Here is a 21,187-nt window from a genome sequence, read left to right on the forward strand (position 1 = left end):
TCGCATAAAAATAGCCTTGCAGATCTGATTTTCATCAACTCTGCAAGGCTTTCATATTTTGTACTAGTCTTAGTTTGTTTCAGAAACAGAATATTTCGATGGTTTCCAGCTATTATTTTGGGGATTAATATCCGGAAGCTGATGATCTGGATCAATCGTCACCGATTTTAGCGGTTGTTGCGTATCCACTTTGAAAGTCCACTTTCCGCCGCGCTGCCATATTTCCACAGGCAGTTCAACACGTGTTTTCTTGCCGCTCACTTCCTCTACGTCAACTTTCGCAGGCATTGCAAACTGATCAAGGTTTTCGATCGTGATAACAGATCCCTTTGAAGGATTTTGTTCGATGTATGCAACATCTTTCACACTTTGGTCCAGTTTATAATTTTCAAAGAACCAGCCTTTCCAAAACCAGCCAAGATCTTCTCCCGCTGCGTCTTCCATGGTGCGGAAGAAATCATAAGGCGTTGGATGTTTAAATGCCCAGCGTTTTACATACGTATGGAACGCATAGTCGAAACGATCTTTTCCAAGCACTTGCTCACGTAACATTTTTAAACCGATCGCCGGCTTGTAGTAAGCTTCCCAACCCAGATTTGCAGCCTGAACCACATCCGGAATTGTCATAATTGGATCCGCCTTATCGCGGAAAATAATTGGTGCCAAACGGTGCAGGTCATTCATCTGAATGTCTTTATATTCGCCGTTATTGAAATTATCTCCGGAAAGGAAATTAATGAATGTGTTAAATCCTTCATCCATCCAGGCATATTTTCTTTCATTACTTCCCACGATCATCGGGAACCAGTTATGTCCAAATTCGTGATCCGTAACACCCCATAAATCATCCTTGCGACTTTTGCTGCTGCAAAACACGATACCAGGGTATTCCATCCCTCCTACTATTCCTGCCACGTTTGTTGCAACCGGATAGGTGTATTCATGGATATAATTAGAATAAAATTCAATACAGCCCTTCACGTACTCTGTCGAACGTCCCCAGCCATCTTTTCCGCCGTCTTCAGACGGATAAGCCGATTGCGCCAATGCCGTTTTTCCATTCGGAAGATTCATACGGGCAGCATCCCAGACAAAAGCTTTGGAAGTTGCCCAGGCGATATCGCGTGACTGAAGACATTTAAACTTCCATGTAAGCGTTCCTGATTGTTTTGGACGCGAAGCAGGATTTGTAACTTCTTCTGCCGTACGGATCATCACAGTCTGGTCACTTTTGGCTGCATCAGCCAGACGTTTTCTTTGCTCAGCTGTAAGTACTTCGCCAGGATTCAACAATTCACCAGAACCGACAACGATATGGTCCCAAGGCACAGTAACCGCATATTCGAAATCACCATATTCAAGGTAAAACTCGCCAGCTCCAAGATAAGGAAGCACGTTCCAGCCTTCGATATCATCAAAAACTGCCACGCGTGGATACCACTGAGCCATTTCGTAAACAATACCATTTTTTGTTTCAAGTGTCCCCATACGGTCTGAACCATATTCAGGAATTTTGAAGGAATAAGCGATTTTGATTTTGATGATATCGCCATTCGCTTTCACCGGCGTAGCCAGGCGAATTTGCATACGCGTATCTGTGATGATAAAATTAGCATCCGTTGCCTTTCCGTTTCCCTGTTGCACGGAAACAGTTTTGATCGCATCACCGCCATTAAAACCATTGTTCCCAAACCTTCCGCCAGTAATAGCAGTTGTCTTGCCGCCGCGGGAATCATTATTGAACGCATTCTGGTCCAGTTGCAGCCATACAAATTCCAACGCCTCAGGAGAGTTATTTTTGTACGTAATTTCTACATCACCTGACACTGTTTCTTCTTGTTCATTTAATGCTACGTTGATCTTATAATCAGCGCGGTTTTGCCAATAACGAGGGCCGGGAGCACCGCTTCCTGTACGATATTCGCTACCTGGCTGGAAATTAAACAAAGGGTGAAAAAGTACATGCGCATCGTACTTCGGTTTGTCCGCTTCCTGAGCGAAAACACTTAAAGAACCCAGGCACAAAACTGCCATGAGCATTAAGCGATCTGATATGATCTTCATTCGTATTGTTTATAGTAAAATATGTATTTCTAAACGAGCAATATACGGCTTTTCGCCTCTTCTCGTATTAAAAAGTTTCATTTTTGCTATTCATCGGCGAATTTTATAAACTTCGTTTTTCTATCATACCCCCAGCTTATGCGCCAGCGTCTTTCCGTTGATGCCTATTTAGAAGGAATTCTTTCCGGAGACAGAGTTATTCTGAGCCGGGGTATCACCTTGATAGAAAGCAAGCTCAAAACTGATCGCAAGCTCGCACGTGAATTGTTGACAAAACTTCTGCCAGCGACTGGAAAATCGCTTCGGATCGGAATTACGGGCGTTCCTGGCGTTGGGAAAAGTTCGTTTATTGAAACTTTTGGAAAACACCTGACGAGTCTTGATAAAAAGATCGCCGTACTTACCATTGATCCTTCCAGCAAAAAATCCGGGGGAAGTATTCTTGCTGATAAAACACGAATGGAAAATCTTGCACATGATCCATTGGCCTATATCCGACCTTCTGCTTCTGGCCTGTCCTTGGGCGGCGTGGCGAGAAACACCCGGGAGACCATGTTGTTATGTGAAGCGGCCGGATACGAAATTATTATCATCGAAACGGTGGGCGTTGGACAATCAGAAACTTTGGTCCGCGGCATGAGCGATTTTTTTTTACTGCTTATGCTGGCCGGTGCAGGTGACGAATTGCAAGGAATAAAAAAAGGTATCATGGAAATGGCGGATGCCGTGGCAATCAATAAGGCGGACGGGAAAAATAAGGTAACTGCTCAGCAAGCCGTTGGCGAATATCAGAATGCGCTTCATTTGTTTCCAAAATCAGACTCAGAATTTGCAACGCGCGTAGTAACCTGTTCAGCCCTGGAAAATACAGGAATCTCTGAATTGTGGGCGTTGATCCGGGAATATCAAATTCTTACGACCAAAAATGGCTTTTTTGAAAAAAATCGTCGAAATCAGAACCTTGAATGGATGCATGATCATATCAGACAAACCCTCGTAGATCAGTTTTATGAAAACAGTTCAATGAAAAAAGCCTTAAAAAACACGGAGAAGTTGGTTTCAAATGGAGAAGAATTACCACTGGCAGCAGCCCAAAGAATGTTAGAGATTTTCTTGAAAACTAAAAACTAACGATTGTCGACTCTGTATTTTGACCGCTAACTTGTTAATTTTGTATCTCGGACAATTTTTACAGTAAGTTTGAAGTTGAATATCATGTTGAGTCATAATCCATAATCTCCTTTACGATGAAATATTTTAACCTGTTGGGTAAAACGGCCTTTTTCTCATTTCTTCTTCTTGCGTTTGTTTTTGTTTCCTGTAAAGATGACGACGAGGCAACGCCTGTAACTGTTGATGATAATGAAATTGTTGGCAAGTGGCAATTGACTGACGTTCAGCCAGAAAATGCTTCTACGAGTATTCCTGCGTTATCTTTGTTACCTACGCTGGCACCATGTTACAAAGAATTAAAATTCACTTTTACTTCTGACAATAAAGTAACGCTTTCAGATTGCGATGCTGCTGTTACACTCATTGGTGCCTTTATAAATATAGCCGCTGATACCAAGTGGCAGGTGGAAACCGGCAAACTTACATTGACAAACGGCTCCACCAGCAGTACCTTCGGACTTACCCAAAATCCGAATGATATGAAAATCATTGTCAATACCAACACATCAGGTACCGGAACTCCTGTTAATGCGGTGATGAGTTTGAAAAGATTGTAATAGAAAATATTGTTTAAAAAAAAGACCGGTCTGTAATTCCCAGGCCGGTCTTTTTTTATTCAGCTATTATTAATTTAGCGGATGTCTAACTTGAATGATCACAGATAATCAGCCATTTTCCTTTAATTTTTTTCCAAAGTAAAGTATAGTGTCCTCCAATATCGCCTTTCTCAGGACGCGTCAGATTCCATTTTCCTACCAGAAATGCCACGTCCTTTGCAGGAAAAGTCAGATTGATAAATTCAAATTTTAAACTGCCCATCGAAGCGCGATCCGGATAACGTTTCAGGTAATTTTCGTAGGTCTGATTATAACCGTAAGTCACTCCGCTTTTTCCCACAAACATCAGCGAATCCGATTCCCAGTAACCTTTCATAAATGATTTAACATCGCCACGGTTCCAATCTCCGTTTTGGCGGTTGAGGATTCCATAAATTTCTTCCTGATCTGCCTTCGACTGCGCTGTGGCAAAATAGGTAATTGATAATAGAAGTAAAGTCAAAACACAGTTTCTCATATTTTTTACGGATTTTTGTAGAAAGTTCTTTCGTTTAAAGATACAGGAAAGATTCATTTTGAAAATGCTTCTGCCCTAAATGTATCAGGAAGTACTGTTTACAAATAACTGACTAGCACAATGAGCATGTTTGATGATATATTTAAAAAGCTGGACCGCCAGAAATATCCCTTTATCGATGGCTTGTACTACCTGTTTATTATCATATTTATAGGGATCCTCTTTTTATTTTTCGCTTGATCCGTGGCTGATTCTTATCTATTTATCATTAACCCAAGCTCCGGTACTTCGATCGGACAGCACCCGGAAAAAATTTCCAAGGCAATTGAAAACTTTGTAAATTCTAAGGGAGGAACGGCGCAGATTTTTTTCACAGAAGGTCGCGGGCACGCAACAACGTTGGTGACAGAAAATATCGACAAAGCTAAGTGGAAAGCAATAGTGGCTGTCGGAGGTGATGGAACCGTTAACGAAGTGGCAAAGGGATTAGTGAATCGCTCAACGCCACTCGGCATTTTAGCGTTAGGCTCCGGCAATGGCCTTGCCCGGCATCTGGGATTGCCTTTAACACTGAATGCTGCGCTGGAAAAGCTTTTTTCGGGTTCAATAAATACCATTGATTCGGCAGAGCTTAACGGAATTCCCTTTTTCTGTACCGCAGGAATGGGTTTTGATGCATACGTTGGAGATTTATTCAGCAAAGAGAATTCACGCGGACTTGCTACTTATTTGAGTGTTTCCCTTAAATCCTATTGGAATTACGAACCTCAAACCTATAAATTGAATGGGAAAAAGATAGAAGTTTTTTCACTTTCATTTGCAAATGCCGGCCAGTATGGCAATAATGCCTGGGTTGCTCCGCAAGCAAGCCTGTATGACGGAAAGCTGGATATTTGCACCATCGTTCCTTTTCCGAAATGGTATGGTTCCAATTTAACCTACCGGCTTTTTACAAAGCAATTAAAACCTTCGAAATATATCTCCTATCAACTTGCCCAAGACGCGGTGATTGAAGCTGACAGGCCACCTATGATCCATTACGACGGCGAACCGTTACAACTGGAAACTACGCGAATCGAAGTGAAGATCAAACCCAAAAGTTTAAGGGTTATCATTTAAACCGGTTTAGAAAATTTAAATTCACAATCTCCTTATGTCTAAAAAGAACCGCTCAGGGATTATTTATTCAACCAATCCCGATTTCGAGTATTCTGATTCAAGTCAGGACGAAGCTGAAACACTGGCACCAGCCCAACAAGATCTACGCGTCTGGCTGGACAGAAAAGGTGGCGGAAAAGTGATTACCGTTGTCAAAGGATTTATTGGTACCAATACAGACCTTGAAGCACTCGGAAAACAAATTAAGGCATTGTGTGGAAGCGGCGGCGCAGTAAAAGAAGGTGAAATCCTAATTCAAGGCGACCACCGGGAAAAGGTTATCACCTGGCTGACCGGGAAGAATTATAAAGCCAAAAAAGCAGGGGGATGATTAGTTTTGAATGATAAAATGAGTGAATGATAGAATGATGGAGGTAGCAACTCATTCACTCATTCTATCATTCTATCATTCAAAATTATAAAACCTTCGTCGTGTCAATTTCCGTCGGCTGCTCTGGCTGCACTTTTGGGAAATTATTTGGGTTTTGCGTTGCGCCACCTCCGCCAGCTAATACTTCCACGTTGGTCACAAAAAATTTGGTATCTCCGTTCCAGGGAAGTGTAAAGAATTTTTCTTCGTAGGTAAGTGATACGCGGTGACCGCTTGCGATCGCTTCTTCAAGTTTCGTAATGGCGTCTTTATTCTTTCCACTTACTGAGAAAGTCCATTCAGATGCATTCAAAGAGCCGTCCCCTTCATACAGACCGCCCATTTTTAATTCTCCTTCGTAGGTTTTAAACAGATAACCTTTATTGCTTAGGCGGGTGATAAATCCGCCGCGTTTTCCTTCACTGTAATAGCCAAAAGTCAGATAGTATAGTGCTCCAAAAACAACTGCCAGGAGAACAATAATGATAACCCATTTACGCATGATTAGTTAGTCGGTTAAAAAGTTTGTGTGATATTTAAAGCAACTTCGTAAAACTGAATGATTTTTCCTATCCTTATTTCGCCCGGATCGCAATAACAGGATCCATACGGGCTGCAAGCATGGCTGGAATAATCCCCGATAACACGCCGATAACACAGGAAACGCCAAGGCCAAGGATTATATTTCCAGGAGTCAGGATAATCACAAGCGTGCCGAGCTGCATGAACGAAAGCAAGTATACAAGAAATATACCAACCAACCCTCCTACCAAACTTAACATCACTGCTTCGAACAAAAACTGGCAAAGAATCGAATAATTTTTCGCGCCAAGCGACTTCTGTATACCAATCAGGTTGGTTCTTTCTTTCACAGAAACAAACATAATATTGGCGATACCAAACCCTCCTACCAATATTGAGAAACTCCCAATAACCCACCCGGCAAGCGATAATACTGAAAATAATCCTGACACTGCCTGCGCAGCGGCTTCCGGTTTGTTAATCGAAAAGTTGTTATCATCTCTCGGTTTTATACCACGTTTGGTACGCATCAATCCGATTACCTCCGCTTCCACTTCCTTCATGCCTTCATCACTTTCAAAAGCTTTTACGACAATATCGGGATCAGGCCGGCCTGATTGGAACATCTTGGCAAAGGAACCATAGGTGATAATACACTTTTTATCAGGGTTTCCGCCGAAGTCGACCAGGCTTTCTCCCTTTTTCACTTGTACACCAATAACTGTAAATTTATTTCCGTTCAACTTAAAAATTTTCCCCTCAGCAACCTGATTTGGGTAAAGTGCCTGGGCAATATCTGCACCGATAATCGCAACATTTCGCGCATTGGTAGTTTCCATCGGCATAAAATAACGTCCGGATGCCAAAGGCACTTCCGAGATTTCACTGTATTCATACGAAACTCCCTGAATCAGTGCATCAATGCTGCTGGATCCATTTTTCAAGGTAACGCCTCCTTTAAAATCCATTACCGCAACAGCACTGGCATTTTCAAGATTGTCATACAAATATTTATACTCGGAATTCGACGGACTCGGCCACTGAAAATATTTCCACCACTGATATTCCCCACCAAAACCCCAGGGCCATTTTTGAACATATAAAACTTTGTCCCCGATCGCACTCATACTGTCGCGGATACTTTTTTCAAGAGAATCAACAATCGTAAAAACGGCGACGATTGCGAAAATCCCTACCGTCACCCCCAGGAGAGATAAGGTGGTACGTGTAATATTGGATTGAAGCGCTTGCCAGGCAAAGCGGAAACTTTCATAAATCTGCCGTAAAAATTTCATAATAGCCGCATGGTCTAGGTTTTTGATGCCTTGCTTTGAAACTGAAAAGTTAGTAGTAAACGATCTGTCTCAGAAACAAATTAGTATAAAAGGTATTTTGAGCGTTTGAGTAGTGAAATATACCGTAATCAATACTAAAATCCCCGGAAATAATTTCAAATATCCAAGTTGATACAACTCCTCTTATTAACATTTACTAAATTACATTTACAATCTCTGATCACCAAAAAATGAATATACGCTATACCCTTGCCCTATCATTTTCAATGCTTTCCGGATTTTTGGCGGCACAGCAGCCTGTTCAGGAAACGAAAGGTTTCTATCAGTTCCTAACCGACGACCCTAATCAAAAACCATTTTACAACGACCGTCAGGGAGTTTTTGCAAAAAATGGTATTGTCGCCACAGCGCATCCCGACGCTTCCAAAGTGGGTGTAGATATTTTAAAAGCTGGCGGAAATGCAATTGACGCGGCGATTGCTGTGACATTCGCATTAGCAGTTGTTCATCCTTCTGCCGGGAATATCGGCGGCGGTGGGTTTATGGTTATTCGCGATAAAGACGGAAGAAGTTCCAGTATCGATTATCGTGAAAAAGGTCCCTCAAAAAGCAATAGGGATATGTATCTGGATAAGGATGGAAATGTCATTCCTAAACTAAGTATTCTGGGCCGGCTTGCTTCCGGCGTGCCTGGGTCGGTGGATGGGATGGTTGAGGCGCACACCCGCTATGGAAAACTTCCCTGGAAAGATCTTTTACAGCCTGCGATTGATTTGGCAAATAAAGGCGTCATACAAACCGAAAGAGAGGCACGCGGATTAAATGCGGTAAAAAAGGACCTGATCGCGCTCAATCCTGAAAGTAACTATTTCCAGCGTTCGGACGGAAAAGACTGGAAAGCGGGAGACACACTCGTTCAGAAAGATCTGGGAAAAGTTTTGAGCCGTATACAGAAAAAAGGCCGTAAAGGTTTTTATTCAGGAAAAGTGGCCCGACTTCTTGCCAAGGAAATGAAATATAAAAAACAGGGAATTATCAGTAAAAAAGACCTTTACGAATACCACGCAAAATGGCGTGAAACGATTTCAGACAGTTACAAAAATTACAAAATAATAACAATGGCACCGCCGTCAAGCGGAGGAATCGCGTTGATCCAACTATTAAAACTTACAGAACCTTACCCTTTGAAAAAATGGGGATGGCATACGGATTCTACCGTTCAGGTAATGATTGAAGCTGAAAGAAGGGTTTATGCAGACCGTGCCAAATTTTTGGGCGATCCGGATTTTGTAAAAATCCCTACGGAAACGTTGGTCAGCAAACCGTATCTTGAACAGCGCTGGAAAGATTTTGCATTTGATAAAGCGACTGATTCAAAAAATATAGCTGGCGGTGTTTTTCCTGGATATGAAAGTACCGAGACAACGCACTTTTCGGTTGTAGATAAAGACGGAAATGCAGTATCCGTGACGACAACCTTAAATGGCGGATATGGAAGCAGAGTTGTAGTGAAAGGCGCCGGTTTCTTCATGAACAATGAAATGGACGATTTCAGCGTGAAAGCTGGCGCGCCGAATATGTACGGTTTGATTGGAAACAAAGCGAATGAAATTGCGCCCGGCAAACGTATGCTTTCTTCTATGACACCGACCATCGTTGAAAAGGATGGAAAATTATTTATGGTGGTTGGTACGCCTGGCGGGTCAACGATTATTACTTCTGTTTATCAGACCATATTGAACGTCCTGGAACATGGTATGACCATGCAGCAATCGGTCAACGCTTTTAAGTTTCATCATCAATGGCTGCCAGACAAAACAGTATTTGAAGCGGGAGCTTTTACCCCAAATACGATAAATAAATTGCAGAGCAGAAGTTATATTATCGAACAGCAACGTAACTCTATTGGCAGGATGGATTGCATTTTGGTCCTCCCGGATGGCTCGCTCGAAGGCGGCTCAGATCCGAGAGGTGACGATACGAGCATCGGTTATTGATCGCTGAAAAATCTAACGGGTCAGTTCTTCGATCAGCTTTTCATGCTGTGGAAAACTGGCCTTTAATTTTTTCCGCTCTGCCATTTCAAAATCTTGAAAATCAAATCCAGGAGCAACCGTGCAGCCTACCAAGGCATATTTACTTCCTGATGCCGGCCGGGATGCAAACCAGGTATTGGCCGGAACCACTGCCTGAAATGTCTCTCCTTTGTCAGGATCATCGCCAAGCCTGATTATATCCATTTTCCCGGAAACCGGATAAATCACAAAAATCTCCAGCGCTTCGCCCTGATAAAAATGCCACATCTCATCAGACTTGATTTTATGAAATGCAGAAAAATTATTCTTCTCTAAAAGAAAATAAATTCCGGTTGAAAATGATCGCTCACCTGTGAAACCTGCTGGCAAAGCGGTCTGTGGAATATTCTCAAAGGACCGGTATGTTTCAGCATAAAAACCTCCTTCAGGATGTGGAGTGAGGTTATATTTTTCCACCCAATAGCTTGCCTTTTTCATAGTTTGAAGATTTAATTTTCAAAAGTAATTACTTTAACACCTGCTTTTTCAATAAGTCCGGTCTCCTCAGTTTTCTTATTTGTTATCATCACGTCCAGCGAATTTAACGGAGCAAACTGGAAATATTTATCTTTCCCGACCTTGGAAGCATCGCAAAGCAGGTAAGAAACAGCAGAATTTGCAAACATCGCCAGCGTAATTCCTGCCTCGATTTCGCTGAAAGCACTTAATCCATTTTCCACGGAAATACCATCAACACCAATAAAGGCGCGATCCGCTTTGTAACGCCCGATATGTTCTTCTGCAATTCTTCCATGCACGGCCTGCCGTTCAGGATCAATTTCCCCGCCAACCAGATTAATCTTTACCGACGAATTCATAAGCTCGTAAACAATCGGAAGGGAATTGGTGATCACATGAATTTTCTTATTTCGGATAAATTGGCATAACCGGAAAACAGTACTCCCGCAATCCATAAAAATAATATCTCCTTCCTGAATTTCTTTGGCCGCCAACCGGCAGATATTATCCTTATCCTCTACATTGACCGCGGCTTTGTTTGCAAAATGAAAAGGTATTTTAGTCAGTTCGACTTTCATGATACCTCCATGCGTTCGATAGACCAACCCGTCGGCAGTAAGGATAGTAAGATCCCGTCGTACGGTAATTTCGGAAATAGCAAGTTCATCCGCCAGTTCTTTCACAGTCACCTCTCCCCGCTCTTCAAGAATATTTAGAATAATATTTTTTCTTTTTTGAAAATTCATAAGTTTTTGTACATTTGATCAAATATAATCATTTTAAATCAAAATCGATCAATTAGCCATGAATGAAAAAATCAATCTTGTTTCCGAGGAAATTCTGTCTGACAACTGGTATACACTGAGAAAATTCACCTTTGACTACCAGCTTGCTGACGGAAGCTGGGAACGTCAGTCGCGGGAGGCCTACGACCGCGGAAACGGTGCTACCATTTTGTTGTACAATAAAGAAAAACAAACGGTCATTCTTACCAAACAATTTCGCCTGCCCACATATACCAACGGAAACCAAACCGGCATGCTGATCGAAGCATGTGCCGGATTGCTCGATAAAGATAATGCAGAAGATTGCATCAAAAGAGAAACTGAGGAAGAAACCGGTTATAAACTTAAATCGGTTAAAAAAATTTTTGAAGCCTATATGTCTCCGGGATCCGTTACTGAAATACTTTATTTCTTCGTAGCTGAATATTCTGCCGATATGAAAGTTGGCGACGGCGGAGGTTGCGAGACTGAACAGGAAAATATCGAAGTGATGGAAATCCCATTCGATCAGGCCATTCAAATGATAAGTTCAGGCGAAATAAAGGATGGAAAAACCATAATGCTTTTGCAGTATGCGCAGATCCATAACCTGGTATCATAAAAAAGACAGAAGAGAAAAATATCTTCTGTCTTTTTTAACTTCCAATCCTATTATTGCGCTGCCGGCGTTACACCCGCAACATCACCTGTTTCTGTTGTTGTTTGCCCTGTATCCGGAGCAGACGTAAATTTATCAATCAGATCTTTCAGGAATTTTTCTGCATCCGGAAAATTTGATTTTATCGCTTCTGATCCTTTTGTCTTCAATTCCTGAAAATATTCAGGTGCTTTATCTACCGCTCCTTCGGCTTCTGCTTTCAGATCGCTGGCTTTGGTTTTCAGATCTTCCAGAAGTTTTTCTCCTTCTTCAGACTGAAGATACTTATGGGCTGCTACTCCGGCTGCTGCGCCGAGAATAAATGTAGCCAGGTGTTTTGCGTTGATGCTCATCGTTTTAAGTGGTTCGTTATTGATAAGTGAATATACAATAAATAAGCAACTTACTGATTAACAAATATTATTCCACCTTACTTAATCTCAAAAGCAGCCTGCATACGGTAGCTTAGTTTTATTTTCTGGTACTCCACACTGCTATCCTCCACCATATCAGCTGATTCCAATGCACTCATTACACGCATAGATGCTTTTGCATACATCGGCTGAGGATAATTGACATTGTCTTCTACTTCTCTGATCTCCAAAACCTGTCCTAACTTCTGGTCAACGGCTTCCAGCAAATATGTGGCTTTCTCCTTGGCCGATTTCAGCGCATTGATCTTAACCTGTTTCTTGAATTCTTCTTTTTTAGAATGGTCAACGCGGGCGACGTGAGCATACTGCACACCACGGCTTTCTACTTTTGACAAAATCACGTCAAGCTTATCTGCACGATCCACTTTCAGCTCATACTGTTTGGCTTCAAGAAAAGTGGCAGGTTTTTTCTTCTTATCGGTATAGTTTTGATAACCTCCCAAACCACTAATCGACAAAGCTTCTTTTGGTAATCCGGCGTCGGCAACTGCCTTGATCAGCTGTTTTTCCAAAGTTGTAATATTTACTTTATCCTTTTGGTTTTTCTCGTCATTGAAATATTCCCGTAGCGAAACGCTGAAATAAATTTCGTCCGGAACAACTTCCAGTTCTGCAAACCCTGCTACTTCAATTTTTCTGGTTGGCGGTGTTACTGACACAGTGGCGGTTTGTGAAAATGAAGGGAATAAAATGGCTCCCATTAAAAACGAACTTAAAAGAATGACTTTTTTCATGGCCTCGTAAAAAATAATTGTTTAAAAATTAAAAATCGTATTTGCATAAAGTTTGTGATAAACGCTGTGACAAAATCCTTATTGCAGACACGATGTTTAGATGAAGAGATATGTCTAAAGTTTAATCTTGCTGTTGATCATTCACACTTGTTAACAGTTCCGGCTAAGTGAAATTGGCATATATTGAATCCATAATTCGTATAAAATGCTGATAATCTGCCTCATCCAGGTCTCCCCAACCTTTTCTTCGAATCTCGGCAACAATAGGAAAAGCTTCGTTGTATGTGGTCTGTCCTTTTTCCGTCAGGAAAAGATTGAATTTTCTTCGGTCGCCTGCCGCTAATCCACGTTCAACGAGTCCCTTTTTTTCTAATAAGTCAATAATCCTGGTAACTGTCGGCGGATCCTTGAAAGTGAGTTCGGCCAAACCATTCTGGCTGATACCCTGCTCGCGATAAATATGATCAATGAGCACCCATTGATCTACCGTCAGATCAAAACCTGCTTCGATCAATTGTTTCTGCAAAGCGTTACGGATTTTTTTGATTGTGGTGTCAATCTTAAAGAAGTAGGCGCGGTGGTCGGAATGATGCGTCATAACATTGCTGGTATATGTCCAATACGAATTATTTATTTACTAACAGAAGGCAACCCAATTATTCGTCTACTAATAATTGAAGGGCAAATATTACTGAAATTTTAGTTTTTCTATTAAATGGTTGAAAATTCATTCAAACATTTCTTCATAATACGCCAAAATTTTCAACCGAAGTGTCTTGTCAAAATTATTATATACAATAAAAGCCAGGCAATTTTTGTTTTGCCTGGCTTTTACTTTTTGAATCTATTTTCCTGAAATATTAAGCTGAATTTCTTGCTGCATTGATAATTCCAAACATTGCGCGCATAATCAGCTGATTGTAAGTTTCAACGTCAACCGGCAAAGTTTTTGGATCTTCCGCCAGCATTTGCAGTGCATATTGCTGAATGGTGATCAATGGCAATACAATACGCTCACGGATTTTGATTGAGACTTTCGTTACGTTATTACTATCAAGAAGTTCTTTCTGCTCCGAAACTTCAAGCAGAGAATCCAGCGTCAATTTAAATTCAGCGTACATTTTGTCCCAAAACTCCTTATAATCTTCCTCATCGCGGAGATATTTGGTCGCAGGGAAAAATGCCTTTGAAAGTGACTGCATTGAGTTTTCGATCAACGTACGGAAGAATAGTGATTTCTTATACAGATCCTTTATTTCCTCCTTTTTACCATTTTTCGAAAGTTCCTGGATTGCCGTACCAAATCCGTAAAAACCTGGTACATTTTGCTTCATTTGCGCCCATGATCCAACGAATGGAATGGCACGCAAATCTTCAAATTTCAAACCTTCGTCGTCATTTCCACGTTTTGTTGGACGACTTCCGATATTCGTTTGACCATAAAAACGAAGCGGGGTTTTCTTATCCAGATATTTTACAAACATCGGATGGTTTTTCAGGTCAAGGTAAGAATTGTAAGCGGCAGTCGCCATTTCCTCCAATAGTTCCTTATCCTCCGGACTCAATTCCTCTTCTTTTCTATCTCCTCTGAAAAGGTGATTTTCCAGTCCCGCCGTGAAAAGTCTTTCCAGGTTGTACATGGCTGTTGTCACCGTTCCATAATTCGAACTGATTGTCTGCCCTTGTACTGTCAGCTGGATTTCCTTGTCTTCTATATCTTTTCCGAGAGAAGAATAAAAATTATGGTTGTTTCCGCCACCACGTGCCGGAGGACCTCCACGACCATCAAAAAACGTGACCTTGATCCCAAACTCTCTGGATACTTTTGTCAACTCTTCCTTAGCCCGATAAATCGACCAGTTAGCCCGCAAGTATCCGCCATCTTTTGTTCCATCAGAAAAACCAACCATAATAGTCTGGTGGTTTTCACGCTTCGACAAATGATTTTTATAGTATTCATTGGTATAAAGCGTACGCATAATTTCTGGTGCATTCGCTAAATCGTCCACGGTTTCGAACAATGGAACAACGTCAAGCGGCAAGTATCCACTTTCGTCTGCGATCAGATTTTTTGCCAGCGCTACGACCTGCATCACATTCAGCGCCGAAGTATTATTGCTGATCACATAACGATGCGCACCCTGTTCGCCATTAATTCCCTGAATTGTTTTGATCGCCTTTATCGAACCGAGAATATCTTTGGTCAGCTCATCTTCATAATCTTCAACACGCAGCGGAATATTCAAAGACAAAAGCAAATCGATTTGTTTACTTTCTTCCCAGGTTTCGTAATCGCTGTATTTCAGTAATGGAATTTTCTTTTCAAGTCTTTTCAGAATATCTTCCCAGGCTTTTCCGTGTTTACGGCTGTCCTGACGCACATCAAGACTTGCAAAGAAGAATCCGAACAGGTTTAATTTAAGGATAAAATTGTCAAGAAGCTCAACAAATAATCCCTGATGTTTATCGACGAGTACGACCCGTGCAAGCAAAAGTTCGTCAATTAGTTCCTGAGCATTTTTATATCCTTCTTCGGTTGGACCAAAAATCGTGCTGTTCATTTTACGCTCAGCAACAGAAATGGTATCCTCGACACCCTTGAAAGTTAAGCGACGTTTCAGATTACGGATATCTCGGTAATAACTTCGCAGCAAAGTTTCGCGCAAACGGTCTGCAACCTGTAAAGTTGTATCAGCGTTGACAAACGGATTACCGTCACGGTCACCTCCCGGCCAGAAACCCAGACGGAAAACATTTGGATACGGCCAGTCATGGACGCTCATACCCAGACCGTTGATCAGTTTGACGAGAATAGCCGGAATGGCATCATAATATACATTTTCAAGGAACCAGCACAAACTTACCGCCTCGTCAAAAGGAGTAGGTTTTTCATGATTAATGAAGGCTGTTTTTCCTAATTGCAGCAACAACTGGTTTACCTCAGTAAAATCATTAACCTTGATTGAATCTTCAAGATCGTTGATAATACCCAATACCTTACCAGAATAAAACTGAGTCGGATGCGCTGTTAACACAATTCGCACACTGAAATCTTCCAGTTTATTCAGAAGTTTTTGCTTTAAGGATTCATTGTCGAGACGATCTGTCAAATACGTAACAGAGCCTTTGCCATTCAGCTCATGTGTCTGATCGAAAGCTGCATCTTCCACAGAATCGAACAAAACGACCTGCCTTTCAATGTATTGGATAAATGCAAAAAGCAGATCAGTACGTTCTTTCGCCGTGGCTGTGACAAGCAACTCTTCAAAAAACATCTCAATAATCTGCTTTGGCGACTTTCCTTCCTGAAATCCAACTTCACTATGTTGCGTTAATAACGGAAGCAACGAGCCCGTCTGAAAGATACCGCGATACGGCAAACTCAGAAATAGGCTATTGAAAATATTGTACTTAGTTACAACTACGTCCTGGAAACTGTTATTCATAATAGCGTGACAAAATTTTATTTTGAGACCGGCAATGTAGAACAAATATACCTGAAAAAATCGGTATCAGGCCTTTGGATGCGCTTGTTGGTGTGTTTTTTTAAGTTTTTCTATCGAATTATGTGTGTAAATCTGCGTAGCAGCCAGATTAGCGTGACCCAGCAATTCTTTAATCGCATTCAGATCAGCACCACGATTCAGCAAATGAGTCGCATAAGTATGCCTCAAAACGTGAGGACTTTTCTGCTGCAAAGTGGTAACTTCTGAAAGGTATTTTTTGACCGTTCTTTGTATAAAAACCGGATAAGCAGGTTTGCCTGCGTCTGTTAGAATCAGCACCTGGGTCGGCTCCACGGGAGATCTGTAAATCAGGTATTGTTTTAAAAAATCAACAAGCAGGCTCGAAATGGGTATCAGACGTTCCTTGCCCCGCTTTCCGGTCACCCGGATGATGCGCGCTTCGAGTTCAAGGTTTCTTAGTTCCAGATCGATTAATTCAGAAAGACGAATACCGGTGCCATATAGAAGCTCCATAATGATGCGGTCGCGGCAGCCTGTAAAATCATCCGTAAAACCTTCTGAATCAAAAAGTGATTCCATGGCCTTTTCGTCCACAAAAGCAGGCAGTTTCCGGCGCATTTTCATAGACGTCAAAATTCCGGAGGGATCTTTTGTGATAAACTTTCGTCGACGGAGAAAACTATAATAAGATCGCAAAGAAGCCATTTTGCGATTGATCGATGTGGGATTTAATTTCTCTTCCATCAAACTGACAATCCAGGATCGTAGCATTACGGAGCTTGCTGTTTCCGGCTTGTCCAGTTCGTATTGGAACAGCAAATATTTTCTAAACTGGTCCAGGTCAGTGCGGTAAGAAATTACCGTATGTTCGCTGGACCGTTTTTCAAATTTAAGGTATTCCAGAAATGGCTCTATCATGCCCCTAACGTACAAAAAAGGGTCATCTTATACAAGATAACCCTTTTCCTTAATGTCATTGCATGGGATATAGTTATCCCACCCTACTTTTCAACAGAAAAACAATTCAAAAGAACTAGTCTTCCAGGTGACCGTAAGTTTTTTCTTTGTATACCGCACGCAAAACTTCGAAACGACGTTTTACAGAAGGCTTTTCGAATGCGGTACGAGAGCGAAGCTGACGCATTGTGCCAGTTCTTTCAAATTTCTTTTTGTAACGCTTCAATGCGCGATCGATCGATTCGTTGTCTTTAATGTTAATAATAAGCATGCTTATAAGATATAATGTTCTTTGAACTGGTTTTCTGAAATTGGACTGCAAAGAAAAGACTTATTAAACAGAAAATCAAGAAATAACTCATTAAAGATTAGGTATTTTTTGCAACTTGCCCATTATAATGAAGGGATTAACCCATTAACCATCGCCTATGAGCTCCCGATTGGGTATTATTGATTTAGGAACAAATACTTTTCATCTGCTTATTGTTGAAAAAATAGGTGAAAATATCACTACGCTTTTCCATAAAAGTCAGCCAACACAGATTGGTCTTGGTGGGATCAACCAAAAACTGATTACAGAAGAAGCGACAGAAAGGGCGCTGAAAGTCCTTCATATTTTTAAGGAACAGCTTGATATTTTTGAAGTATCGAAAGAAAATACATTTGCTTTCGGGACCAGTGCCATAAGAAACGCAGAAAATCAGGATCGCTTTTGCGCAAAAATTCTGGACGAAACCGGTATCAGCATTACCGTTATTGACGGAAATCAGGAGGCAGAATATATTTACAACGGTGTCAGGACAGGCGTAAGTTTAGGAAAAGAGCCTTCGCTCATTATGGACATTGGCGGCGGCAGTGTAGAGTTTATCATCGGAAACGAGAAGCAGATATTCTGGAAACAAAGTTTTGAGATCGGGGGACAACGTCTAATGGAAAAATTCATGAAAAACGATCCTATTTCCGAAAGCGATAAGAAGCGTTTGTACAATTATTTTGATGAAAATTTAATTCCACTTGCCAACGCAGTCCATCAATATGCGCCAGTCAAACTTGTCGGTTCGTCCGGAACTTTTGATACACTGGTTGATATGGACTATCAGAATCGCACCGGCGAATGGCCTCCAAAAACACAGACTGATTTCGCCCTGTCATCAGAAGAATTTTACCGAACTTATGCGCTAATTCTTTCCGGAAATCATGATCAGCGAATGGCTATTCCAGGTATGATCGCCCTTCGAGTAGACATGATCGTCGTTGCGGTCTGCTTGGTCGATTATGTATTAAAAACCCACAAGATTTCACATATTCAGGTTTCAAATTATGCTTTAAAAGAAGGCGTTCTGGCAAAATTGCTTGACCGCTGAAATTTCAGATAACATGTAATTAATAAAAAAACTTTCTCAAACTTCATGAAATTCAAAAAACTTCTTCTCTTAATTTCCCTCCTCTTAACTACTTTCTCTTTTGCACAGGCACAGAAAAAAAAAGATAAAAAGGAAGATCAGAAAAAAGTCGATAAAGCAGTTGACGCAGTTGCAGACGCAGTAAAAGACAAACTGAAAGACGACAAGAAAAAATCACCGAAGGATTTTAAAGATTTCATAGATGACTCCGCGGTCAGTCAGAAAGGAATGATCTCCGTTCACAAAATGTCTGAGAAGTGGTATTTTGAAATCCCGGATACATTACTCAACAGAGATCTTATGGCCGTGACCCGTTATGCAAAAGCTGCGGCGGGCGGAAATGTATATGGCGGACAGGAAGTCAAAAGACAAATGATTCGTTGGGAAAAAGGGTTGGACAATAACCTTTTACTAAGGTCTGTGACCGTTGTCATGGCAAGTCCTGATAGTACAAAGCCAATATCCCAGGCGGTAAAAAACTCTAATGCTGACCCGATTATTGGTGTTTTTGATATAAAGGCTTTGAAAAAGGAAGAATCCGGCAAATCATCGGTAGTTGACGTCACAGATTTTTTTAATGCAGATAACCAGACTTTTTCCCTTTCTCCAATTCTTAAACAGAATCACAAACTTGCCGCGTTCAAGAAAGAATCATCTTTCATTCAAAAGATCAGTTCTTACGCTTCCAACACGGAGATACGCACAATCAAGACATTTGCGGTCGTCGCTCCTACCCTGAGCGCTACTCCGGCATCCGGCGTCGGACAATATTATCCTTCCGGATATGACGCCGGCGTGGTAACAATGGAACTGAATACCTCCCTGGTTTTACTTCCAAAAGTGCCGATGAAAAAACGTATTTTTGATAACCGAGTAGGATATTTTGCTAACCAGTATGCTGTTTTTGAGGAAGAATCTCAAAAATCAGACTACGAAATATTTGCCGTGCGATGGAGATTAGAGCCTAAAAATGAAGAGGATCTGAAAAAGCAACTAAGCGGAGAACTTATTGAACCCAAAAAACCAATTGTTTTTTATATAGACCCGGCAACTCCGGAAAAATGGCGAAAATCTTTAAAAGCCGGTATTGACGACTGGCAGGTTGCGTTTGAAGAAGCTGGTTGGAAAAATGCGATCCGGGGCGAGTACTGGCCGGAAAAAGATACGACAATGAGCCTGGAAGACGCTCGTTTTTCAGTTATCCGGTATCTGGCTTCGGATGTTCAAAATGCGTCAGGCCCAAATGTACATGACCCCCGGAGCGGCGAAATCCTGGAAAGTCATATCAGCTGGTATCATAATGTGATGAGACTGCTCCGAAACTGGTATATGATCCAGGCTGCGGCTGTTGACCCGGCGGCGCGCACTAAGACATTTGACGACAAACTGATGGGTCAGCTCGTTCGGTTTGTTTCATCGCATGAAGTGGGCCATACGCTTGGATTAAGGCACAATATGGGTGCGAGCGCTGCTACGCCCGTTGAAAAACTGCGTGACAAGGCCTGGGTTCAACAAAATGGGCATACGTCTTCAATTATGGATTATGCGCGGTTTAACTATGTTGCACAGCCTGAGGATAGTGTTACTACGCTCTTTCCCAAAATAGGAGATTACGATAAGTGGGCGATAAAATGGGGTTACAGTTATTTCCCCGATAAAAGTGCCAAGGAAGAAAAAGCGGCGTTAAATATGTGGACAAAAGAAGCTTATAAAAATACCAGATTGCGTTATGGTACAGAAAACAGCCCTTATGATCCAAGATATCAGACTGAGGATTTAGGCGATAATGCAATGAAAGCTTCGGCATACGGCATCAAAAATCTGCAAAAAATCTTACCAAATCTGATAAAATGGAGCCGGGAAGATGGCGAAAGTTATAAGGAACTGGATGAGCTCTATGGCAATGTGATCACGCAATATCGTCGTTATCTGGGGCATGTTGTCAAAAATATTGGAGGTATCTACGAAACCCCGGGCACTTATGATATGGAAGATATTGGTTTTACCGCTGTCCCGAAAAATATTCAGAAAGAGGCTGTCAGATTTCTTGACACACAACTTTTCACAACGCCTACCTGGCTCCTTGACCAAAATATTCTGAGCAAGATAAAACCAGAAACGGGTGTTGAAGCAATAAAATCTTTGCAGGAATATGCCCTTACTTCCTTGTTTGCAGGAGACAGAGCCGTCAGATTAATGGAAACTGGTTTATCATCTAAATTTTATTCCGTAGACGAGCTTTTTACAGATCTGGAAAATACGATATGGGCGGGAGTTAAAAACGGCCAGCCACTTGATGTCTATCAGAGAAACCTGCAAAAGGTTTACGCAGAAAAAATGATCGACTTGTTAAAACCGGGAAAGGCCAATGTTCAGTCCATTCCAGCCGGGTCTGTTTATGCTTCTTCTATTCGGGTCGTTGAGCTTGACAAAACGGATTTGCCATCGATTGCAAGAGGACATTTAGAAATTCTGAAAACCACAATTCAGAAGGTGCTACCGTTGCAGAAAGATAAAATTACCAGTTATCATTTAAAAGATGTTTTGAAGAGAATTACTTTGGCTCTTGACCCTAAATAA

20 protein-coding genes are annotated in these 21,187 nt (G+C 41.5%); 8 read left to right on the forward strand and 12 right to left on the reverse strand.

Features of this window, described 5'->3' with window-relative positions; translation table 11 throughout:
- Nucleotides 1-69: 69 nt before the first annotated feature.
- A complete protein-coding gene (locus AC1XUO_RS19065; protein ID WP_483331365.1) occupies nucleotides 70-2,064 on the reverse strand; it encodes a M1 family metallopeptidase in 1,995 nt (664 codons plus the stop codon).
- Between the two features lie 138 nt (nucleotides 2,065-2,202).
- Here AC1XUO_RS19065 and meaB point away from each other — a divergent pair, with 138 nt between their 5' ends.
- Together meaB and AC1XUO_RS19075 are read left to right on the forward strand one after the other, a co-directional pair.
- Nucleotides 2,203-3,195 carry a methylmalonyl Co-A mutase-associated GTPase MeaB gene (gene meaB, locus AC1XUO_RS19070; RefSeq protein WP_483331366.1) on the forward strand — a complete coding sequence of 331 codons (993 nt, stop codon included), beginning with the start codon at nucleotides 2,203-2,205 and terminating at the stop codon, nucleotides 3,193-3,195.
- 116 nt (nucleotides 3,196-3,311) lie between these two features.
- A complete protein-coding gene (locus tag AC1XUO_RS19075) occupies nucleotides 3,312-3,794 on the forward strand; it encodes a lipocalin family protein (RefSeq protein WP_483331367.1) in 483 nt (160 codons plus the stop codon).
- Between the two features lie 85 nt (nucleotides 3,795-3,879).
- Here AC1XUO_RS19075 and AC1XUO_RS19080 read toward each other — a convergent pair whose 3' ends face one another.
- Nucleotides 3,880-4,311 carry a YybH family protein gene (locus AC1XUO_RS19080; protein ID WP_483331368.1) on the reverse strand — a complete coding sequence of 144 codons (432 nt, stop codon included), beginning with the start codon at nucleotides 4,309-4,311 and terminating at the stop codon, nucleotides 3,880-3,882.
- Between the two features lie 243 nt (nucleotides 4,312-4,554).
- On the opposite strand from AC1XUO_RS19080, the gene AC1XUO_RS19085 reads away from it, so the two are divergent.
- Together AC1XUO_RS19085 and AC1XUO_RS19090 are read left to right on the forward strand one after the other, a co-directional pair.
- The gene (locus AC1XUO_RS19085) at nucleotides 4,555-5,430 is read left to right on the forward strand and encodes a diacylglycerol/lipid kinase family protein (protein ID WP_483331369.1); all 876 of its coding nucleotides are present in this window, start codon (nucleotides 4,555-4,557) and stop codon (nucleotides 5,428-5,430) included.
- A 34-nt stretch (nucleotides 5,431-5,464) separates the two neighbouring features.
- A complete protein-coding gene (locus AC1XUO_RS19090) occupies nucleotides 5,465-5,800 on the forward strand; it encodes a translation initiation factor (protein WP_483331370.1) in 336 nt (111 codons plus the stop codon).
- 85 nt (nucleotides 5,801-5,885) lie between these two features.
- On the opposite strand, the gene AC1XUO_RS19095 is transcribed toward AC1XUO_RS19090, so the two are convergent.
- Nucleotides 5,886-6,341, reverse strand: coding sequence for a hypothetical protein (locus AC1XUO_RS19095; RefSeq protein WP_483331371.1), 456 nt, complete (start codon nucleotides 6,339-6,341; stop codon nucleotides 5,886-5,888).
- A 73-nt stretch (nucleotides 6,342-6,414) separates the two neighbouring features.
- On the reverse strand, nucleotides 6,415-7,656 hold the full coding sequence (locus AC1XUO_RS19100; RefSeq protein WP_483331372.1) for an ABC transporter permease: 1,242 nt from the start codon (nucleotides 7,654-7,656) through the stop codon (nucleotides 6,415-6,417).
- Between the two features lie 230 nt (nucleotides 7,657-7,886).
- Here AC1XUO_RS19100 and ggt point away from each other — a divergent pair, with 230 nt between their 5' ends.
- Nucleotides 7,887-9,653, forward strand: coding sequence for a gamma-glutamyltransferase (ggt, locus tag AC1XUO_RS19105; protein ID WP_483331373.1), 1,767 nt, complete (start codon nucleotides 7,887-7,889; stop codon nucleotides 9,651-9,653).
- A gap of 12 nt (nucleotides 9,654-9,665) precedes the next feature.
- Here ggt and AC1XUO_RS19110 read toward each other — a convergent pair whose 3' ends face one another.
- Nucleotides 9,666-10,169: a cupin domain-containing protein gene (locus AC1XUO_RS19110; protein ID WP_483331374.1), complete on the reverse strand. Its 504-nt coding sequence runs from the start codon at nucleotides 10,167-10,169 to the stop codon at nucleotides 9,666-9,668.
- 11 nt (nucleotides 10,170-10,180) lie between these two features.
- Nucleotides 10,181-10,936: a DeoR/GlpR family DNA-binding transcription regulator gene (locus AC1XUO_RS19115; RefSeq protein WP_483331375.1), complete on the reverse strand. Its 756-nt coding sequence runs from the start codon at nucleotides 10,934-10,936 to the stop codon at nucleotides 10,181-10,183.
- A gap of 58 nt (nucleotides 10,937-10,994) precedes the next feature.
- On the opposite strand from AC1XUO_RS19115, the gene nudK reads away from it, so the two are divergent.
- On the forward strand, nucleotides 10,995-11,576 hold the full coding sequence (gene nudK, locus AC1XUO_RS19120) for a GDP-mannose pyrophosphatase NudK (RefSeq protein WP_483331377.1): 582 nt from the start codon (nucleotides 10,995-10,997) through the stop codon (nucleotides 11,574-11,576).
- 50 nt (nucleotides 11,577-11,626) lie between these two features.
- On the opposite strand, the gene AC1XUO_RS19125 is transcribed toward nudK, so the two are convergent.
- The 6 genes from AC1XUO_RS19125 to rpsU all read right to left on the reverse strand — a co-directional run bounded on the left by AC1XUO_RS19125 (nucleotide 11,627) and on the right by rpsU (nucleotide 17,475).
- A complete protein-coding gene (locus tag AC1XUO_RS19125; protein WP_483331378.1) occupies nucleotides 11,627-11,965 on the reverse strand; it encodes a YtxH domain-containing protein in 339 nt (112 codons plus the stop codon).
- Between the two features lie 77 nt (nucleotides 11,966-12,042).
- On the reverse strand, nucleotides 12,043-12,780 hold the full coding sequence (locus AC1XUO_RS19130; RefSeq protein WP_483331379.1) for an SIMPL domain-containing protein: 738 nt from the start codon (nucleotides 12,778-12,780) through the stop codon (nucleotides 12,043-12,045).
- Nucleotides 12,781-12,943: 163 nt separating this feature from the next.
- Complete coding sequence (locus AC1XUO_RS19135) at nucleotides 12,944-13,378, reverse strand: MarR family winged helix-turn-helix transcriptional regulator (RefSeq protein WP_483331380.1); 435 nt, start codon at nucleotides 13,376-13,378, stop codon at nucleotides 12,944-12,946.
- Nucleotides 13,379-13,640: 262 nt separating this feature from the next.
- Nucleotides 13,641-16,226: a phosphoenolpyruvate carboxylase gene (locus tag AC1XUO_RS19140; RefSeq protein ID WP_483331381.1), complete on the reverse strand. Its 2,586-nt coding sequence runs from the start codon at nucleotides 16,224-16,226 to the stop codon at nucleotides 13,641-13,643.
- A 66-nt stretch (nucleotides 16,227-16,292) separates the two neighbouring features.
- Nucleotides 16,293-17,165, reverse strand: coding sequence for a tyrosine-type recombinase/integrase (locus AC1XUO_RS19145; protein ID WP_483331382.1), 873 nt, complete (start codon nucleotides 17,163-17,165; stop codon nucleotides 16,293-16,295).
- Between the two features lie 115 nt (nucleotides 17,166-17,280).
- Nucleotides 17,281-17,475, reverse strand: coding sequence for a 30S ribosomal protein S21 (gene rpsU, locus AC1XUO_RS19150; RefSeq protein ID WP_090336895.1), 195 nt, complete (start codon nucleotides 17,473-17,475; stop codon nucleotides 17,281-17,283).
- Nucleotides 17,476-17,632: 157 nt separating this feature from the next.
- Here rpsU and AC1XUO_RS19155 point away from each other — a divergent pair, with 157 nt between their 5' ends.
- Together AC1XUO_RS19155 and AC1XUO_RS19160 are read left to right on the forward strand one after the other, a co-directional pair.
- Nucleotides 17,633-18,568 (forward strand): Ppx/GppA phosphatase family protein, encoded by a 936-nt coding sequence (locus AC1XUO_RS19155; RefSeq protein WP_483331383.1) that lies wholly within the window; start codon nucleotides 17,633-17,635, stop codon nucleotides 18,566-18,568.
- A gap of 45 nt (nucleotides 18,569-18,613) precedes the next feature.
- A complete protein-coding gene (locus AC1XUO_RS19160; protein WP_483331384.1) occupies nucleotides 18,614-21,187 on the forward strand; it encodes a zinc-dependent metalloprotease in 2,574 nt (857 codons plus the stop codon).

This window comes from Dyadobacter sp. HNCC25DJ186, assembly GCF_056895235.1.

Bases quoted from the DNA above. Each gene is read 5' to 3' on its own strand.
- AC1XUO_RS19065 (WP_483331365.1), bottom strand. From the start codon at position 2,064: ATGAAGATCATATCAGATCGCTTAATGCTCATGGCAGTTTTGTGCCTG.
- meaB (WP_483331366.1), top strand. From the start codon at position 2,203: ATGCGCCAGCGTCTTTCCGTTGATGCCTATTTAGAAGGAATTCTTTCC.
- AC1XUO_RS19075 (WP_483331367.1), top strand. From the start codon at position 3,312: ATGAAATATTTTAACCTGTTGGGTAAAACGGCCTTTTTCTCATTTCTT.
- AC1XUO_RS19080 (WP_483331368.1), bottom strand. From the start codon at position 4,311: ATGAGAAACTGTGTTTTGACTTTACTTCTATTATCAATTACCTATTTT.
- AC1XUO_RS19090 (WP_483331370.1), top strand. From the start codon at position 5,465: ATGTCTAAAAAGAACCGCTCAGGGATTATTTATTCAACCAATCCCGAT.
- AC1XUO_RS19095 (WP_483331371.1), bottom strand. From the start codon at position 6,341: ATGCGTAAATGGGTTATCATTATTGTTCTCCTGGCAGTTGTTTTTGGA.
- AC1XUO_RS19100 (WP_483331372.1), bottom strand. From the start codon at position 7,656: ATGAAATTTTTACGGCAGATTTATGAAAGTTTCCGCTTTGCCTGGCAA.
- ggt (WP_483331373.1), top strand. From the start codon at position 7,887: ATGAATATACGCTATACCCTTGCCCTATCATTTTCAATGCTTTCCGGA.
- AC1XUO_RS19110 (WP_483331374.1), bottom strand. From the start codon at position 10,169: ATGAAAAAGGCAAGCTATTGGGTGGAAAAATATAACCTCACTCCACAT.
- AC1XUO_RS19115 (WP_483331375.1), bottom strand. From the start codon at position 10,936: ATGAATTTTCAAAAAAGAAAAAATATTATTCTAAATATTCTTGAAGAG.
- nudK (WP_483331377.1), top strand. From the start codon at position 10,995: ATGAATGAAAAAATCAATCTTGTTTCCGAGGAAATTCTGTCTGACAAC.
- AC1XUO_RS19125 (WP_483331378.1), bottom strand. From the start codon at position 11,965: ATGAGCATCAACGCAAAACACCTGGCTACATTTATTCTCGGCGCAGCA.
- AC1XUO_RS19130 (WP_483331379.1), bottom strand. From the start codon at position 12,780: ATGAAAAAAGTCATTCTTTTAAGTTCGTTTTTAATGGGAGCCATTTTA.
- AC1XUO_RS19135 (WP_483331380.1), bottom strand. From the start codon at position 13,378: ATGACGCATCATTCCGACCACCGCGCCTACTTCTTTAAGATTGACACC.
- AC1XUO_RS19140 (WP_483331381.1), bottom strand. From the start codon at position 16,226: ATGAATAACAGTTTCCAGGACGTAGTTGTAACTAAGTACAATATTTTC.
- AC1XUO_RS19145 (WP_483331382.1), bottom strand. From the start codon at position 17,165: ATGATAGAGCCATTTCTGGAATACCTTAAATTTGAAAAACGGTCCAGC.
- rpsU (WP_090336895.1), bottom strand. From the start codon at position 17,475: ATGCTTATTATTAACATTAAAGACAACGAATCGATCGATCGCGCATTG.
- AC1XUO_RS19155 (WP_483331383.1), top strand. From the start codon at position 17,633: ATGAGCTCCCGATTGGGTATTATTGATTTAGGAACAAATACTTTTCAT.
- AC1XUO_RS19160 (WP_483331384.1), top strand. From the start codon at position 18,614: ATGAAATTCAAAAAACTTCTTCTCTTAATTTCCCTCCTCTTAACTACT.